Origin of the sequence: Pseudoalteromonas aliena, assembly GCF_038155085.1 — a bacterium.
Classification (GTDB): Bacteria; Pseudomonadota; Gammaproteobacteria; order Enterobacterales; family Alteromonadaceae; genus Pseudoalteromonas; species Pseudoalteromonas aliena_A.
In genome coordinates this window covers 199,281-215,827 of sequence record NZ_JBAKAU010000004.1, presented here as the reverse complement: position 1 = coordinate 215,827, position 16,547 = coordinate 199,281, and the positions used below count along the sequence as shown (strand labels likewise).

Sequence of the window (16,547 nt, the reverse complement as noted above, 5' to 3'; positions counted from 1 at the left end):
CTTTTAAGTTAATTAATACTAAAAAAACCCGAGCTTAGTCTCGGGTTTTTTAATGTCTGAAGAAAAGCGTTTAGTTTTCAGCTATCAGTTATTAGTAAAATGATCTGACCCCGATAATTACTCTACCTATAGTGCACTTTAATAAACGAATTAATTCCGATTGAAAAATGCTCACAAAGCTAGCCCCTAGATATGTGTATTTGATAAGGTAAAGTGTCACTTATTAAAGGAGTCCTTATGCTAAATAAACGAATATTTACCGTAAAAGAAGTTAGGGATAACGAGGTTCTCGCTGCTAAAAATAGTCATTGTGAGTTATTTACTCTCATGCAGCGCGCAGGGAAAGCTGTATTCAATCTCTGGAAAGAGTTTAATGCTGGGCATACCTTGGTGATTGTGGGTCATGGTAATAACGCTGGAGATGGTTATATTACCGCGAGTCTAATTAAGCAGTCGGGTAAGCTGGTGACTTTGTGTGCTGTTGATCCCGAGAAGACATTAACAGGAGATGCCGCTAAAGCATATAAATTGTGGCGTGATGAAGGCGGTGAAATTAATGCATATTCAAGTGAATTATTACACCGTAGCGATTTAATTATAGATGCAATGTTAGGTACCGGGATCAAAAGTTCGGTATGCGATAATTTTGCTAAAATTATTAATGAAATTAACGCCTGTAATAAACCTGTATTGAGTATAGATGTCCCCTCAGGCATCAGCGCTGATACTGGCCAACCTTTAGGTATTGCTATACAAGCAAGTAAAACAATAACTTTTGTTGGTATTAAGCAGGGGCTGACAACGGCTATAGGTAAACAACATTGCGGGCAGTTAATATTTGACGATCTAAATATTGGAACTGCATTTTTAGAGCTCGCAGCTTCAAGCGGTACACTTATAAATATTAATAGTTTTAAAAAGCTTGGTGCACGAAGCCAAAATAGTCATAAAGGAACTCATGGCAAACTACTCTGTGTAGGCGGAAATGAAGGGACTGCAGGAGCAATTAGATTAACCAGCGAAGCTGCACTTAGAGCTGGTGCTGGTATGGTAAGAGTATATACACATTCAAGCTCTATAGTGCCTGTAAGCATTGGTAGGCCAGAATTAATGGTAAGCAGTGCCTATTTACAACAAGCGCTTGAATGGGCTAGCAGTGTGGTAATAGGGCCAGGGCTTGGGCAGGACGAATGGGCACAACAAACGTTCGATGAAGTAATGCAATATTGCCAAAATAATAAAATGCCATTAGTTATAGATGCAGATGCCCTTAACTTACTGGCTAAGCAAGCTTCATCATACATGTTAGAGCGATGCATACTTACGCCACACCCAGGAGAAGCATCAAGGCTATTAAGTACAGCGACACAAGAAATTGAGTCTAATAGGTTTGAAAATGCTCGCCTATGTGCAAAGCGCTATAACGCTACGTGCGTATTAAAAGGCGCAGGTACCTTAATTGATAATGCTGAGCACACATGGGTGTGTGAGGACGGCAATCCGGCACTGGCCGTGGGTGGTAGTGGCGATGTACTAACTGGTATTATTGGTGCTTTACTGGCTCAAGGTTTAAATATTGATGAAGCAGCGCGCTATGGCGTAACACTGCACGCTAAAGCCGGTGATATCGCCAGTGAGCGAGACGGGCAAAGGGGCATGCTACCCAGCGATCTATTCTCAATCGTAAGAGAGTTAGTTAATAAAGTGACGTGAGTTTAAGCGTCACTCAACTATTAGTAGTGTTCGGTTTTAAATTGTGGAACGTTATTGCGCCCACTAAAAAGCATACACCTACATAAAGCCAAACACTGCTTGCTATAATATTCCACGTATCGGCTCGTATTAATGCAGGGATAATTATTAAGCTTCGTATAATACACAAGGTTGCAATAGTAATTAAAGCGGTTCTGGTCAGTACTATGTGACGCACGAAGCCAATTGCGGATAAGGCAAATGCAGTACAGGCAAACATGAGTCCAGCTATTGCAATACTACCTAAAGGCGCAAGGAATGTACCTTGCTGTGATGATTCTATTATTTGTATTGGAGCGCGAGCAAATATAAACCAACTAGTGCCACCCCAAATACAAAGTAAATGCCATACAGCCGCTGCAGATGCAATAACTCCTGCGCTTAATAAAAATTTTGCTTTTATATTTAACAGCACTTTATCTCACTAATTATTAAGCTGTAATCGGTCACGTTTTATTATGTAAACCATCAATTTAATCGTTTAGTTCATCATCCTCGAGTGGATCGCCTGAGTCTCCTTTACGTTTACGCTGCTCTTGTTTAGCTTTTTGAACATTTTCGTAGGTAGGTGGCGGAATAGGCATCAATGAAATAAGCGGGAAAAACGCTAAAAATAAATAAGCCCCCTTAGACATGCTTTTACCCCACGTTACCATTTTCAGCATAGCCCAAACTACGAATGAAAATAACCCAGTCACAAGGGCAACAAAAACAAAGAAGATGAATATTCCGTTGTTATTTAATAAATCCATTTAATATAAATCTTAGTTATACATAATTAAGTTATGGGTATAAATTAAACAATATCAATGGTTTTTATACTAAAAAGCAAAAAACCAGCCGAAGCTGGTTTTTTATATAAGCAAGGTGCTTAAACGGTGATGTTTATTACATCATGCCGCCCATGCCACCCATTCCGCCCATGCCACCCATATCAGGTGCACCAGCAGATTCATCTTTAGGGATTTCAGCTACCATTGCTTCAGTAGTGATCATTAGACCCGCAATAGACCCTGCAAATTGTAGTGCAGAGCGCGTTACTTTAGTTGGATCTAGGATACCCATTTCAATCATGTCGTTGTATTCGCCAGTTGCTGCGTTGTAACCGTAGTTACCTTCGCCGCCTTTAACTGCGTTAATAACAACAGAAGCTTCGTCACCTGCGTTAGTTACGATTTGACGAAGGGGGGCTTCCATCGCACGAAGTGCAACTTTAATACCGTGGTTTTGATCTTCGTTGTCGCCAACAAGAGCAAGTAACTTGCTTGCTGCGCGTACAAGTGCAACACCGCCGCCAGGTACTACGCCTTCTTCAACCGCTGCGCGAGTTGCATGTAATGCATCTTCCACACGGTCTTTTTTCTCTTTCATTTCAATTTCAGTTGCTGCGCCTACTTTGATTACTGCAACACCGCCGGCAAGTTTAGCCATACGCTCTTGTAGTTTCTCTTTATCGTAGTCTGACGTTGCTTCTTCAATTTGTGCTTTAATTTGAGAAACACGACCAGTAATGCCCGCTTCTTCACCAGCACCATCGATGATTGTTGTATCGTCTTTAGTGATAACAACACGCTTAGCTGTACCTAAGTCTTCAACTGTTGCTTTTTCAAGCTCTAAGCCGATTTCTTCAGAAATAACAGTACCGCCAGTTAACACTGCGATATCTTGTAGCATTGCTTTACGACGATCGCCAAAACCAGGTGCTTTAACCGCTGATACTTTAACAATACCACGCATGTTATTAACGACTAAAGTAGCAAGAGCTTCACCTTCAAGGTCTTCTGCAATAATAAGTAGTGGCTTACTTGCTTTAGCAACGGCTTCAAGCGTTGGTAATAGCTCGCGGATGTTCGATATTTTTTTATCTACAAGTAGAATAAATGGGTTATCTAATTCAACTGCGCCTTTTTCAGCGTTGTTGATAAAGTAAGGAGATAAGTAACCACGATCAAACTGCATACCTTCAACAACATCTAGTTCGTTTTCAAGTGATTGACCTTCTTCAACAGTAATAACACCACTGTTACGGCCTACTTTTTCCATTGCTTCTGCAATGATGTCGCCAATTTCTTTATCAGAGTTAGCTGAAATAGTACCTACCTGTGCGATAGCTTTAGCGTCAGCACAAGGAACAGATAACGCTTTAAGCTCTGCAACAGCAGCAATAACTGCTTTATCGATGCCGCGCTTAAGATCCATTGGATTCATGCCTGCTGCAACTGCTTTAAGGCCTTCATTAACAATAGACTGTGCAAGTACTGTTGCGGTAGTTGTACCATCGCCGGCTGCATCATTTGCTTTAGATGCAACTTCTTTCACCATTTGTGCGCCCATGTTTTCAAACTTGTCTTCAAGTTCGATTTCTTTTGCTACAGATACACCATCTTTAGTGATCACTGGAGAACCAAATGATTTGTCTAGTACAACGTTACGGCCTTTAGGGCCTAATGTAACTTTTACTGCGTTAGCCAGGATGTTTACGCCAGTTAGCATTTTAGCGCGTGCGTCACCTGCAAAAAGTACTTCTTTTGCTGCCATGTTTAAATTCCTCTAAATTCTTAAATGTTTGTTAACGAAAAGTAGGGTTAGCCTACAATGCCTAAAATATTGTCTTCACGCATGATCAGGTACTCTTGACCTTCGATCTTTTCAGTTTTTTCAACATATGAGCCAAATAACACTGTGTCACCGGCTTTTACTTCTAAAGCTCTAACGTCACCGTTTTCTAGAACGCGACCATTACCAACGGCAATAACTTCTCCGCGAGTTGATTTTTCAGCTGCAGAGCCAGTTAATACAATACCGCCAGCAGACTTGGTTTCTTCTTCTAGACGCTTAACGATTACGCGATCTTGTAAAGGACGAATGTTCATTTTTTAGTTCTCCTAACAGTTTCTGAACAGTACAGAATAAAGCTTTTCTAATTTGCAATCATTAATGGGGGTGGAGTGAAAAATTCCAAGAGAAAAAACGATAAATTTTTAATCTTTTCTTTCATATTCTCCATCAATAGTTGTTGGTTGTTCCATTTTTGGCTGTTCTTGCTTTGTTTGTTGCTGCCCGGCGAATGGAGATGAACCTTGCTGCATACCCGCACTCATTCTAACCGTTGCTTGGCTAGCAAGACCTGCAGCTAATTTATTACGAATTGCAGGGGTTAATAACAGTAAGCCAAATACATCAGTCATAATACCAGGCGTTAAAAGTAATACACCTGCAATTACCACGCAAATTCCGGTAAATAATTCTTTGGCTGGCATTTGCCCTTGTGCCATTTGTGTCTGCACGTTTTGCAGCGCACCCATACCTTGTTTTTTAACCATTTTTGCACCTAAAATCGCGGTAATAACAACAAGTGCAATTGTTGCAAATCCGCCAATCACATCGCTTACTTGAATCAGTAAGGCTATTTCGATAATAGGGATTATGATAAACAACACAAATAAAAATCTAAACATAGCGCTCTCTAAATAATGGCACTCAAAAGAGTTGATGAAATATAAGTGAGGGTGAGTAGGTCTCTTTTCAAGGTTAGGGCATAGGTATAGTCATTTTACTGATATTTAAGCGTCTACACATTGTATCGGCTATCAGATACTATGAAGCTAGACACTGTCCAATAAGTATAGGTTCATAATGAATACGCATTTTAAAATGATTTTTACGACCTGCAAAGATGAAGCAGAAGCACGCAGCCTAGCAAGGGCATTAGTAGAAAAAAAGCTAGCAGCTTGTGTAAATATTTTATCTAACATGGGCTCTATTTATATGTGGGAAGGCGAAGTGACAGAAGCAACTGAAGCCAAGCTACTTATAAAAACAAAAGCAGATAAAATGAACGATGTGTTTTTAACTATAAAAGAGCTACATAGTTACGAAGTGCCGGAGATTCAGGTTGTAGAAGTTTCAACAGGTAATTTGGCGTATTTTAATTGGATGGACGAGGTACTGAATTAATGCGTTTTTTCTTTTTATTGTTGGTTACATTATTAACCGTACCCGTAAAGGCTGCGACTAATAATGTGCTTGGTGATCTACTTGGGCCTCCTCAACAGACTTTTTTACCTGTAGATCAAGCGTTTGTTTTTGATTTTGACCAACAAGGCAGTACCTTGTTTGTAGGTTGGGATATAGCGCCAGACTACTATTTATATAAAAAGAAAATAGAAATTATCGCCAAAGGTGCAGACATTCAAGTAGGCGATTCTGGCAGTGGCGAAATTATTGAAGATGAATTTTTTGGTAAAACAGAGGTCTTTTTCAATTCTGCGAGTGTTGTAAGTAAGCTAAGCAACATAAACGAAGGCGCCGTGGTTAAAGTTCGTTACCAAGGCTGTGCAAAAGCAGGGCTTTGTTATCCACCAGAAGTGATCAGCATCCCACTTAGTATAATTAGTGGCGCACAGATTAAAAACGTTGATAAAAATAGTGCGACCGATGAAGCGGCAACAGCGCAAAGTACACTTGCAGCACTCAACGAGCCAGCTACTGAACCAACAAGAAATTCAGATGACATCAAAAAAGAACTCACCTTTACTGAGCAGTTAGCAAGTCAGGGCTTAATAACTAATTTACTCATATTTTTTGTAGTAGGCGTAGGCCTTGCTTTTACGCCATGCGTATTCCCTATGTTTCCTATTCTGTCGAGCTTAATTGCGGGTCAACAAAACCTTTCGACTAAAAAAGCGTTTGCGTTGTCGTTTGTATATATACAAGGCATGGCAGTTACCTATGCCGCACTTGGTTTAGTTGTTGCCGCGCTTGGTGGGCAAGTGCAGGGTTACTTACAACATCCATTCGTATTAGTTAGCTTTAGTTTATTGTTTGTTCTACTTGCTATGTCGATGTTTGGTTGGTACGAAATAAAACTGCCTAGCAGTATGATGAGTAAATTAACCCAAGTAAGTAATAACCAAAAAGGCGGCAACTACGTTGGTGTATTTTTTATGGGTGTACTGTCGGGTTTAATTGCATCACCGTGTACTACCGCACCACTGTCGGCTGCACTATTATTTGTAGCGCAAAGTGGTGATTACTTAGTAGGAGGGTTAACGCTGTATGTGCTCAGTTTAGGTATGGGATTACCACTGCTATTACTCGGTACATCTGGTGGTAAATTACTCCCTAAAGCAGGTGGTTGGATGGAGCAAGTTAAAACCTTGTTTGGCTTTGTAATGCTTGTTGTGCCGCTTATATTACTTGAGCGCCTGATAAGTGCAGACATTATATTATTAATGGCCGGTGTACTTGCATTAGCAACGGCACTTTACCTACATTACTGGCAAAGTAGCCAAACACAAAGCAAGTTAAAAACAGCGCTGTGGTTTGCTGCAACGCTACTCGTTATTACAGGCTTTACGTTGACTAAAAGCTACTTTTGGCCGGTGCAAGTACAAACGGTACAGGTAAGCTCAAAAAATAATGAGTTTAAGCAGGTAGCTGATTTAGCTGAGCTAAAAGAAGCCGTAGCGCAAGCAAACGACGAAGGTCGAATGGTTATGGTCGATTTATATGCCGACTGGTGCGTGGCGTGTAAAGAGTTTGAACATTACACCTTTCCTGATGCCAAAGTACAAAGTGAGTTTAGCCACTATCAGCTTATACAAATTGATTTAACTGAGAGCGATAATAAAACAATTGAGCTGATGGAAGAGTACACGGTATTCGGTTTACCTAGTATTTTGTTTTTTAATACTCAAGGTCAAGAGCTTAGCACGCAACGAGTGACTGGCTTTTTAAACGCTGATAATTTTGCTAAACATCTAGCTATAGTGCGTACCAGCGCACAATAATAGTGCAATAGTGCCACTTAATTTAGAGAGTGGCATTTTCTTAACTCTTCTTTTGTCTGTACCTCCAACACTGATAAGACCAGTATTTTGCTGCTATTTACGTCGAAATCACTATAATAGTTGGTTAACGTGAGAAATTGTTGCTACATTACTTTTTCTGCTTACTTAAAAGTGAGAAATTAGTTAGTAACTGCTTAACTCATTACTTATAGGATATATCGCGTATTATGGCTGCAAAATTTAACCTTTTAGTTATAAATGGTCCAAATTTAAACATGCTGGGCAAACGTGAACCGGATAAATACGGTTTTCAGACGCTCAGTGAGATTATGAACGAACTAACCAGTGCCGCTAATAGTCTAGATGTTGAGTTAACGCATTTTCAAAGTAATAGTGAGCAAGCACTCATCGAACGAATTCATGATGCTTGGCAAGCGGTTGATTACATAATTATCAATCCTGCTGCATTTACGCATACGAGCGTCGCATTACGTGATGCATTGCTGAGTGTTGATATTCCGTTTTTTGAGGTGCACTTAAGTAATGTGCACGGGCGTGAAGCGTTTCGCCATCATTCGTATTTTTCAGATGTGGCACAAGGCGTGGTATGTGGATTAGGCGCAATGGGTTATCACGCAGCATTAAATGCTGCTGTAAGCCGGTTGCAAAACGCAATTTAATTTTAAATTAACACACAAACAAATAGGCGGGTCGTGTAATGGATATTCGCAAGATAAAGAAGCTTATCGAATTAGTAGAAGAATCAGGTATTGCTGAACTAGAAATCACTGAAGGTGAAGAATCAGTACGTATTAACCGTAACAACATGAGCGCAGGCCCTGGTTACCCGCAATTTGCTCCACAGCAATACGCACCAGCACAAGCAGCCCCAACTCCAGCTCCAGTTGCAGCAGCTCCTGTAGCAGTTGAAGCAGCAGAACCTACTGGTCATCAAGTTAAATCACCAATGGTTGGATCTTTCTATGCAGCAGCGTCTCCAGAAGCTCCAGCGTATGTAGAAGTTGGTCAACAAGTTAAAGTTGGCGACACGCTTTGTATTATCGAAGCTATGAAAATGATGAACCAAATTGAAGCTGATAAAGCCGGTACAGTAAGAGCTATCTTAGCTGAAAATGGCGAGCCAATAGAATTTGATCAACCTCTATTCATCATTGAATAATAGCGTAACCTAAAAGGCCAACTCTAATGTTAGATAAAGTAGTCATAGCAAACCGAGGTGAAATTGCACTTCGTATATTGCGCGCCTGCAAAGAGCTTGGGATCAAAACGGTTGCTGTGCATTCAACGGCGGATCGCGATCTTAAGCATGTATTGCTTGCAGATGAAACCATCTGTATTGGTAGACCATCAGCAACTGAAAGTTATTTAGATATCCCGCGCATTATTGCTGCGGCTGAAATAACTGACGCTGTAGCGATTCATCCAGGTTATGGTTTTCTTGCAGAAAATGCTGATTTTGCCGACCAAGTCGAGCAAAGTGGTTTTGTATTTATTGGTCCAAAAGGTGACACTATTCGCCTTATGGGTGATAAAGTTTCTGCTATTTCAGCAATGCGTAAAGCAGGCGTTCCATGTGTACCAGGATCTGATGGTCCGGTATCGGATGATAAAGAACGTAACATGCAAATCGCCAAACGAATCGGTTACCCGGTAATCATCAAGGCCGCTGGTGGCGGTGGTGGTCGTGGTATGCGTGTTGTTCGCAGCGAAGCTGAACTTATTGATTCAATTGCATTAACACAGCAAGAAGCCAAGCAGTTTTTTGGTAATAGCATGGTTTACATGGAGAAATTCCTTGAAAACCCACGCCATATCGAAGTTCAAGTGTTAGCAGATGGTCAAGGTAATGCCGTGCATTTAGGTGAACGAGATTGTTCTATGCAACGCCGTCACCAAAAAGTAGTTGAAGAAGCACCCGCACCAGGTATTACTGCAGAAACACGTAAATTTATTGGTGAGCGCTGTACACGTGCATGCATTGAAATCGGTTACCGCGGTGCAGGTACGTTTGAATTTTTATACGAAAACGGCGAGTTTTATTTCATCGAAATGAATACCCGTATTCAGGTTGAACACCCTGTAACTGAAATGGTTACTGGTATTGATTTAGTCAAAGAGCAGTTAAAAATTGCTGCGGGTCAACCATTATCATTCACGCAAGACGACGTTGTTATTCGTGGTCACGCTATTGAGTGTCGTATTAATGCTGAAGATCCTGAAACGTTTATCCCTTCACCAGGAAAAATAACACGTTTCCATCCAGCAGGTGGTTTAGGTATTCGTTGGGACAGTCATATTTATGCTGACTACACAGTACCACCACATTACGATTCAATGGTTGGTAAGTTAATCACTTACGGTGAAAATCGTGATGTTGCTATAGCACGTGCGCGTAATGCACTTAACGAGCTCGTGATTGACGGAATTAAAACTAATACTCCTTTGCATAAACGTATTCTTGCAGATGAAAACTTTCAAAGTGGTGGAACTAATATCCACTACCTTGAGAAAAAGTTAGGACTATAATTTCTCTGTTTTTAAAAAACCGGCTTAGGCCGGTTTTTTTTATGTGTAAAACTGCAATTTATCGCCTTAAATAAATATTCTGGTATGATTAGCCAATATGCGCTTTTAAGTAAATTTTTTGAGGTAATAATGACGTGTAGTTTCCAATCTCACTTAAATGATGAAATAGCCACAGTAGCAATGGGTAATCGGGTTGCAGGTATAATAGGGCAAGGCGCGGTTATTTATTTACATGGAGATTTAGGTGCTGGAAAAACAACTTTTACACGAGGCGTAATTCAAGGTTTTGGCCATACGGGTAAGGTTAAAAGCCCTACATACACATTAGTGGAACCTTATGAACTTGAACGAGCAAATGTATACCATTTTGATCTGTATCGTTTGGGGGACTCTGAAGAGCTTGAATATATGGGAATACGCGATTATTTTTCAGCAAATGCAATTTGTGTTGTTGAGTGGCCTGAGAAAGGTGGGGAATTTATTCCCGTGCCTGATTTAGATATTACCCTAAGCTATGCGGGTAACGAACGTAAAATTGTTATAAATAGTGCGAGTGAGCGCGGTGTAGCAATTGTCGAAAAACTAAATAGCTAACATACAAAGGCTAGCTTTTATAATAAAAATAGTTAAGGCAGTAGTTATTAAAATGACTCCAGGTATAACTAAATTACTTCTTACTCTCATGGTGTTTGCTATGAGTTTGCCGCTGTGGGCGCAAAATACTATTAATAGTGCGCGAGTTTGGCCATCGCCAGATAGCACTCGTATTGTATTTGATCTAGATGAAAAGCCAGATTTTAGCTACTTCATGCTTAAAAATCCGAGCCGTTTAGTCGTTGACTTAGAAAATACTAACGAGCTTAAAATACTGCCAGGCGTTCCGCCAAAACATCAAATTGTTAGTAAGCTGCGATATTCCAAACCGAAAAACAAAAAAAGCGTTCGGTTAGTGTTCGAGCTAAGTTCTCCGGTTAAACCCGTTATTTTTGCACTAGCACCAGCTGGCCCTTATAAAAATAGATTAGTAGTCGATTTATATAATAAAGCTCAAAAGCGAGCCGTTGCGTCACCTGCACAAACAGCGGCTAAAAATCGCCAACTAAGCCAAGAACGCGATATTGTAATAGCTATAGATGCAGGGCATGGAGGTGAAGACCCAGGCTCTATCGGCCCATCTGGCACTTATGAGAAAACAGTAACATTACAAATAGCTAAACGTCTAGAACGTATGATTGATGGCGAGCGCGGTATGATTTCGCGTATGGTACGAAGCGGTGATTATTTTGTAAAACTAAATACCCGCACTAATCGTGCTCGTGAAAAAAAAGCAGATTTTTTTGTTTCTATTCATGCTGATGCATTTACGAGCCCTGGGCCAAATGGTGCCTCTGTATGGGTGTTATCATTGAGCAGAGCTAATTCCGAAATAGGTAAATGGATAGAAGATAAAGAAAAGCATTCTGAGCTTTTAGGTGGTGCTGCGGATGTGATAAAAGATGCTGCAAATGAAAAATACTTAGCGCAAGCTTTACTTGATATGTCGATGGATCATTCAATGAAAACAGGTCTGAATGTTGCTGATGAAGTAGTCAAAGAGCTTAGAAAGGTAGCTAAACTTCATAAGAAAGATCCACAGCATGCAAGTCTTGCAGTATTGAAATCACCGGACATACCTTCTATTTTGGTGGAAACGGGATTTATATCTAACCCTAAAGAAGAAAAGCTACTAAAAAGCGCTAATCATCAAGAGCGTTTAGCTAAAGCGATATTTACTTCGATCAAAAATTACTATTTAAAGAATCCACCGGATGACTCCCTATTTGCTAAATTAAAGTCGCAATATCCGACTAAGCATAAAGTGCGTCCAGGTGAGTCTTTGAGTATGTTGGCAAGTCGCTATGGCATCACTGTTAGTGAGTTAAAACAAGTTAACAAACTCACCTCTAGTACTTTATTTATAGGTCAAGAGCTCGATATACCACAAAGCTAGACATTATTTTAGCGCAATGCCTGCTAGGAAACCCCATGAATATTGAAATATTACCCGCGCGTTTAGCTAACCAAATAGCTGCTGGTGAAGTGGTTGAGCGTCCTGCATCGGTAGTCAAAGAGCTCATCGAAAACAGTTTAGATGCTGGCGCTACCCGCATCCAGGTAGAGATAGAGCGCGGCGGTCATAAGCTTATTCGTATTCGTGATAACGGTTCAGGGGTAAGCAAAAATGAGCTAACCCTCGCGCTTTCTCGTCATGCAACAAGTAAATTGAAATCCCTCGATGATTTAGAAAATATTTGCTCACTTGGCTTTAGAGGCGAGGCGCTTGCGTCAATTAGTTCTGTATCGCGTTTAACGCTTAGTTCAAAACCTAAAGAACAAGAAGCTGCTTGGCAAGCGTTTGCAGAAGGTCGTGATATGGCTGTGCAGGTTAGGCCTGTAGCGCATCCTGATGGCACCACCATTGAAGTAAAAGACTTATTTTTTAACACCCCAGCTCGCCGTAAATTTTTGCGTACCGAAAAAACTGAATTTAGCCATATTGATGAGCTTATAAAACGCATTGCGCTTAGTCGTTTTGATGTTTCTATAACGCTAACTCACAATCAAAAGGTTGTAAGGCAATATCGCGCTAAAACAGACCCTGCGCAAGCTATTACTCGCGTTGCGCAAGTAGCTGGTAAAGCATTTGCAGAACAAGGGTTGCATATTCAATCGGGTGACGGCGGCCTGCAATTACATGGCTGGGTATTACCTGTCGGCTCAGCTAATACAACTCAGTATACTTATGTTAATAATCGTATGATGCGCGATAAGCTTATTTTGCATGCTATACGCCAAGCATTTGAAGAGGTAAGTGGCACTCAAGAGTTACCAGGTTTTGTTATTTATATTGATATAGATCCTCGCCAGGTTGATGTAAACGTACATCCTGCAAAGCACGAAGTGCGTTTTCATCAAGGTCGCTTAGTACATGATTTTATTTTACAGGCAATTAAACAAGTTGTAGTACCTCTGCAAGGTGAGTTTGTTAGTGAATCAATCGACAATGAGCAGCAGGCTATAACAGCTGGTTCTGAGTCTTTGTATACAGGTAATGAAACAGCACAGTCGACAGGTATTTTTGATTACCCCAAATCGCAATTACAATCATCTAAATCAGCCTTTAGTGGCGACTCTGCCTCACGTTCTTCAAGTGGTGGCAGCGGTAATGCTTATCGTAGCAATGAAGCGACTAATCATCACGACGTAAATGCGTTTTATCAAGGTGTAAGTGAGCAACATGCGGTGCATTTTGATAATATTACAAGCACTTCGAACAATACTTTTAGCAATGAACAACTCGCAAAGCTGAATGAAGTCGCAATACTAAGTGTAACCGAAGGCTTATGCGTATTTAGTTTAGAGCAGCAACTTTATTGTTCGCACTTTAAATACGCATTACCTGATGATTGGCATAGGCAAATAAAAGAGTTCGGCAGCCTTGAAGGTAAAGCACTTTTATTACCAGTAAGAGTTAATTTATCAAAAGAAGATTGCATGATAATAGCAGCGCAACAATCATGGTTTACCTTACTTGGTTTTGAACTTGTTATAGAAAAACAATTCGTTATGGTTAAGAAGTTACCTGCTTGTTTGTATTTACTTGATGTATCTAATGCAATAGAACATTTACTGATTGCATGTAAGTCAGAATTAGAAAATATTGAAAGTTGGCTTGAATGGCAGTTAGCGTGTGTACCAGCTCGCTTTTATTCAAGTAATGTATTCTTAGAGCAACAAATTCGCTTACAAAATAATCCGCAAACAATTGAACGTTTGCAAGAAAAAGCAGTTAAAATAGAGTTAAATAGCTATTTAACGCAATTAAATTAAGGTGTTCGTGTTGAGTAATTTACCGGTTATATTTTTAATGGGCCCAACCGCCGCTGGCAAAACAGCATTGGCAATTTCGTTGTGTGAGCATTTAAATACTGAAATTATCAGCGTCGATTCAGCGTTAGTATATAAAGATATGGATATTGGCACTGCAAAACCAGACGCTGAAGAACTTGCACGTGCCCCGCATCATTTAATTGATCTACTGGATCCTAGTGAAACCTACTCGGTGGCTGACTTTAGGCGCGATGCGGTACAAAAAATTGATGAATTTCATAAACAAGGTAAAGTACCTGTACTTGTTGGCGGTACAATGATGTACTTTAAGGCATTAGTTGATGGCTTATCACCATTGCCTGAGGCTGATGCAACTATACGAGCAGAGCTTGAAGCACAAGCTAATGAGCATGGTTGGCCTTACTTGTATAAAGAACTTGTTAAAGTTGACCCAAAAGCTGCCGAAAAAATAAGTGAAAACGATTCACAAAGAATTAATCGCGCTTTAGAGGTTTACCGTATATCAGGTAAAACAATGACTGAGTTGCAAAAGCAAAAACAGCCATCTTTACCTTATACTTTTCATCAATTTGCCATTGCGCCACTGCAGCGTAGTGAATTGCATAAGCGGATTGAAGAAAGGTTTAAAATAATGATTGATCAGGGGTTTGAAAAAGAAGTTTCGTCCCTATATCTACGTAAGGATTTACATCCCAATATGCCTTCTATTCGTTGTGTAGGTTATAGACAAATGTGGGATTACCTTGCGGGTGAAACAAGCCATGATGAAATGGTTTTTCGCGGCATTGCAGCAACTCGGCAATTGGCTAAACGTCAGTTAACGTGGCTACGCAGTTGGCCTGATGTTACTTGGTTAACAACAGGTGATGAAGAAAACTTGCATCGTGTAGTAAGTTCGCTAAGCTAGTAGTAGTTGAACATTATTTAGTTTATTTAAATAAGTTCAGCCACTTAATTATAATAACACCTAGAACGAAGGAATAATAACATGGCAAAAGGCCAATCGTTACAAGACCCATTTTTGAATGCACTACGTCGTGAGCGCATTCCAGTATCAATCTTTTTGGTAAATGGCATAAAATTACAAGGTAAAATTCAGTCATTTGACCAATTTGTTATTTTACTTGAAAACACCGTAAATCAAATGGTGTATAAACATGCAATTTCAACAGTTGTACCTGCTCGCGCAGTCAACTTCCAAGGTGTTCAAGGGGATGAGAACATTGAAGAGCCAGAAGCTGGAAACTTTTAATTAGGAGCGTAATGCTTGTTTGACCGCTATGAATCCGGCGAACAGGCAATTTTAGTTCATATCGACTTACCTAAAGATGGCGATCGTGAAGATCTTCATGAATTAGAAATGTTGGTATCTTCTGCTGGTGTTAGTAGTTTGGCGGTTGTGCAAGGCAGCCGTCAAGCACCACATCCGAAACTATTCGTCGGTACCGGGAAAGCAGAAGAAATAGCTGAAATTGTCAAAATCCACAATGCAGAAGTCGTTATTTTTAATCATCAATTAAGTCCGTCTCAGGAACGCAACTTAGAGCGCGTTTGCCAATGCCGTGTACTTGATAGAACGACACTTATTCTCGATATTTTTGCTCAAAGAGCTCGTACTCATGAAGGTAAGCTTCAAGTTGAGCTTGCGCAGTTACGCCATATGTCGACCCGACTTATTCGCGGTTGGACCCATCTTGAAAGACAAAAAGGTGGTATAGGTTTACGCGGACCTGGTGAAACTCAGTTAGAAACAGATAGACGTTTATTACGTGCGAGAATTAAAAACATTCGCGCTCGATTGGCTAAAGTAGCCGTGCAACGTGAACAGGGCAGACGTGCCCGCACGCGCAACGAAATTCCTACCGTGTCGTTGGTTGGTTATACAAATGCGGGTAAATCAACGTTATTTAACCGAATCACTGATTCTGACGTGTATGCAGCTGACCAATTATTTGCAACACTTGACCCAACACTACGTAAGCTTGATATAGGCGATGTAGGCTCAGTAATTTTAGCTGATACTGTAGGGTTTATACGCCATTTACCGCATGATTTAGTCGCAGCTTTTAAAGCAACACTTACAGAAACGCGAGAGGCAGACTTACAGTTACATGTTATTGATGTGGCAGACCCTCGTCGTAAAGAAAACATTGAACAAGTTCAGTCGGTGCTTAAAGAAATTGAAGCCGATGAAGTTCCGCAATTACTTATATACAATAAAATTGATGCACTTGATGATGTTAGCCCAAGAATTGATCGGGATGACGAAGGCCAACCTATAAGAGTATGGTTAAGTGCACAAACTGGTGATGGTTGTGAGTTATTAAGTGAAGCAATTAGCGACCTATTAGCTCAGCAAATGTTTAGCGAAACGTTACTGCTAGCGCCTATGTACGGGCGTTTTAGAGCTGCATTGTTTACGTTAAATGCAGTCCACGAAGAACGCTTTGATGAGCAAGGCAATTGGTTATTAGATGTTAGAATGCCAATGGTTGAGTGGAATCGTTTAATTAAAGAATTTGGTCCTGAAATTGCTGGTTTTATCAACCGTAATTAAAAATTGAC

Annotated in this window: 17 protein-coding genes; 12 read left to right on the top strand and 5 right to left on the bottom strand. The window is 40.4% G+C overall.

Annotation, left to right across the window (positions count from 1 at the left end; genetic code table 11):
• Positions 1 to 237 precede the first annotated feature (237 nt).
• Complete coding sequence (locus tag V6260_RS06645; RefSeq protein ID WP_341593249.1) at positions 238 to 1,713, top strand: NAD(P)H-hydrate dehydratase; 1,476 nt, start codon at positions 238 to 240, stop codon at positions 1,711 to 1,713.
• 13 nt (positions 1,714 to 1,726) lie between these two features.
• Here the strand turns inward: V6260_RS06645 and V6260_RS06640 are convergent, their stop codons facing one another.
• The 5 genes from V6260_RS06640 to V6260_RS06620 form a co-directional block, all read right to left on the bottom strand.
• The gene (locus V6260_RS06640; protein WP_341593248.1) at positions 1,727 to 2,167 is read right to left on the bottom strand and encodes a hypothetical protein; all 441 of its coding nucleotides are present in this window, start codon (positions 2,165 to 2,167) and stop codon (positions 1,727 to 1,729) included.
• 58 nt (positions 2,168 to 2,225) lie between these two features.
• A complete protein-coding gene (locus V6260_RS06635) occupies positions 2,226 to 2,504 on the bottom strand; it encodes a hypothetical protein (RefSeq protein WP_341593247.1) in 279 nt (92 codons plus the stop codon).
• Between the two features lie 136 nt (positions 2,505 to 2,640).
• The gene (gene groL / locus V6260_RS06630; RefSeq protein ID WP_341593246.1) at positions 2,641 to 4,290 is read right to left on the bottom strand and encodes a chaperonin GroEL; all 1,650 of its coding nucleotides are present in this window, start codon (positions 4,288 to 4,290) and stop codon (positions 2,641 to 2,643) included.
• 47 nt (positions 4,291 to 4,337) lie between these two features.
• Positions 4,338 to 4,625, bottom strand: coding sequence for a co-chaperone GroES (locus V6260_RS06625; RefSeq protein WP_089348829.1), 288 nt, complete (start codon positions 4,623 to 4,625; stop codon positions 4,338 to 4,340).
• A gap of 108 nt (positions 4,626 to 4,733) precedes the next feature.
• Positions 4,734 to 5,210 carry an FxsA family protein gene (locus V6260_RS06620; protein ID WP_341593245.1) on the bottom strand — a complete coding sequence of 159 codons (477 nt, stop codon included), beginning with the start codon at positions 5,208 to 5,210 and terminating at the stop codon, positions 4,734 to 4,736.
• A 178-nt stretch (positions 5,211 to 5,388) separates the two neighbouring features.
• Here V6260_RS06620 and cutA point away from each other — a divergent pair, with 178 nt between their 5' ends.
• From cutA to hflX, 11 genes are all read left to right on the top strand, one after another.
• Positions 5,389 to 5,709 carry a divalent-cation tolerance protein CutA gene (gene cutA, locus V6260_RS06615; RefSeq protein WP_341593244.1) on the top strand — a complete coding sequence of 107 codons (321 nt, stop codon included), beginning with the start codon at positions 5,389 to 5,391 and terminating at the stop codon, positions 5,707 to 5,709.
• Positions 5,709 to 7,544 carry a protein-disulfide reductase DsbD gene (locus tag V6260_RS06610; protein ID WP_341593243.1) on the top strand — a complete coding sequence of 612 codons (1,836 nt, stop codon included), beginning with the start codon at positions 5,709 to 5,711 and terminating at the stop codon, positions 7,542 to 7,544. The genes cutA and V6260_RS06610 overlap by 1 nt, the downstream gene beginning before the upstream one ends.
• A gap of 227 nt (positions 7,545 to 7,771) precedes the next feature.
• Positions 7,772 to 8,224 (top strand): type II 3-dehydroquinate dehydratase, encoded by a 453-nt coding sequence (aroQ, locus tag V6260_RS06605; protein WP_341593242.1) that lies wholly within the window; start codon positions 7,772 to 7,774, stop codon positions 8,222 to 8,224.
• A gap of 38 nt (positions 8,225 to 8,262) precedes the next feature.
• Positions 8,263 to 8,724, top strand: a complete 462-nt coding sequence (accB, locus tag V6260_RS06600) for an acetyl-CoA carboxylase biotin carboxyl carrier protein (RefSeq protein ID WP_341593241.1) — start codon at positions 8,263 to 8,265, stop codon at positions 8,722 to 8,724.
• Positions 8,725 to 8,750: 26 nt separating this feature from the next.
• On the top strand, positions 8,751 to 10,091 hold the full coding sequence (gene accC / locus V6260_RS06595) for an acetyl-CoA carboxylase biotin carboxylase subunit (protein WP_341593240.1): 1,341 nt from the start codon (positions 8,751 to 8,753) through the stop codon (positions 10,089 to 10,091).
• A 129-nt stretch (positions 10,092 to 10,220) separates the two neighbouring features.
• Positions 10,221 to 10,685, top strand: a complete 465-nt coding sequence (tsaE, locus tag V6260_RS06590; RefSeq protein WP_341593239.1) for a tRNA (adenosine(37)-N6)-threonylcarbamoyltransferase complex ATPase subunit type 1 TsaE — start codon at positions 10,221 to 10,223, stop codon at positions 10,683 to 10,685.
• Between the two features lie 52 nt (positions 10,686 to 10,737).
• Positions 10,738 to 12,081 (top strand): N-acetylmuramoyl-L-alanine amidase, encoded by a 1,344-nt coding sequence (locus V6260_RS06585; protein WP_341593238.1) that lies wholly within the window; start codon positions 10,738 to 10,740, stop codon positions 12,079 to 12,081.
• 35 nt (positions 12,082 to 12,116) lie between these two features.
• Positions 12,117 to 13,961: a DNA mismatch repair endonuclease MutL gene (gene mutL, locus V6260_RS06580; protein WP_341593237.1), complete on the top strand. Its 1,845-nt coding sequence runs from the start codon at positions 12,117 to 12,119 to the stop codon at positions 13,959 to 13,961.
• A gap of 37 nt (positions 13,962 to 13,998) precedes the next feature.
• Complete coding sequence (gene miaA, locus V6260_RS06575) at positions 13,999 to 14,889, top strand: tRNA (adenosine(37)-N6)-dimethylallyltransferase MiaA (protein WP_341593255.1); 891 nt, start codon at positions 13,999 to 14,001, stop codon at positions 14,887 to 14,889.
• An 81-nt stretch (positions 14,890 to 14,970) separates the two neighbouring features.
• On the top strand, positions 14,971 to 15,234 hold the full coding sequence (gene hfq / locus V6260_RS06570; RefSeq protein ID WP_341593236.1) for an RNA chaperone Hfq: 264 nt from the start codon (positions 14,971 to 14,973) through the stop codon (positions 15,232 to 15,234).
• A gap of 15 nt (positions 15,235 to 15,249) precedes the next feature.
• Complete coding sequence (hflX, locus tag V6260_RS06565; RefSeq protein WP_341593235.1) at positions 15,250 to 16,539, top strand: ribosome rescue GTPase HflX; 1,290 nt, start codon at positions 15,250 to 15,252, stop codon at positions 16,537 to 16,539.
• Positions 16,540 to 16,547 lie beyond the last annotated feature (8 nt).

Excerpts from the sequence above, each read along its gene's own strand:
- accB (WP_341593241.1), top strand. The coding sequence starts at position 8,263 with ATGGATATTCGCAAGATAAAGAAGCTTATCGAATTAGTAGAAGAATCA.
- miaA (WP_341593255.1), top strand. The coding sequence starts at position 13,999 with ATGGGCCCAACCGCCGCTGGCAAAACAGCATTGGCAATTTCGTTGTGT.
- groL (WP_341593246.1), bottom strand. The coding sequence starts at position 4,290 with ATGGCAGCAAAAGAAGTACTTTTTGCAGGTGACGCACGCGCTAAAATG.
- V6260_RS06585 (WP_341593238.1), top strand. The coding sequence starts at position 10,738 with ATGACTCCAGGTATAACTAAATTACTTCTTACTCTCATGGTGTTTGCT.
- accC (WP_341593240.1), top strand. The coding sequence starts at position 8,751 with ATGTTAGATAAAGTAGTCATAGCAAACCGAGGTGAAATTGCACTTCGT.
- mutL (WP_341593237.1), top strand. The coding sequence starts at position 12,117 with ATGAATATTGAAATATTACCCGCGCGTTTAGCTAACCAAATAGCTGCT.
- cutA (WP_341593244.1), top strand. The coding sequence starts at position 5,389 with ATGAATACGCATTTTAAAATGATTTTTACGACCTGCAAAGATGAAGCA.
- tsaE (WP_341593239.1), top strand. The coding sequence starts at position 10,221 with ATGACGTGTAGTTTCCAATCTCACTTAAATGATGAAATAGCCACAGTA.
- aroQ (WP_341593242.1), top strand. The coding sequence starts at position 7,772 with ATGGCTGCAAAATTTAACCTTTTAGTTATAAATGGTCCAAATTTAAAC.
- V6260_RS06645 (WP_341593249.1), top strand. The coding sequence starts at position 238 with ATGCTAAATAAACGAATATTTACCGTAAAAGAAGTTAGGGATAACGAG.
- V6260_RS06610 (WP_341593243.1), top strand. The coding sequence starts at position 5,709 with ATGCGTTTTTTCTTTTTATTGTTGGTTACATTATTAACCGTACCCGTA.
- V6260_RS06635 (WP_341593247.1), bottom strand. The coding sequence starts at position 2,504 with ATGGATTTATTAAATAACAACGGAATATTCATCTTCTTTGTTTTTGTT.
- V6260_RS06620 (WP_341593245.1), bottom strand. The coding sequence starts at position 5,210 with ATGTTTAGATTTTTATTTGTGTTGTTTATCATAATCCCTATTATCGAA.
- hfq (WP_341593236.1), top strand. The coding sequence starts at position 14,971 with ATGGCAAAAGGCCAATCGTTACAAGACCCATTTTTGAATGCACTACGT.
- V6260_RS06625 (WP_089348829.1), bottom strand. The coding sequence starts at position 4,625 with ATGAACATTCGTCCTTTACAAGATCGCGTAATCGTTAAGCGTCTAGAA.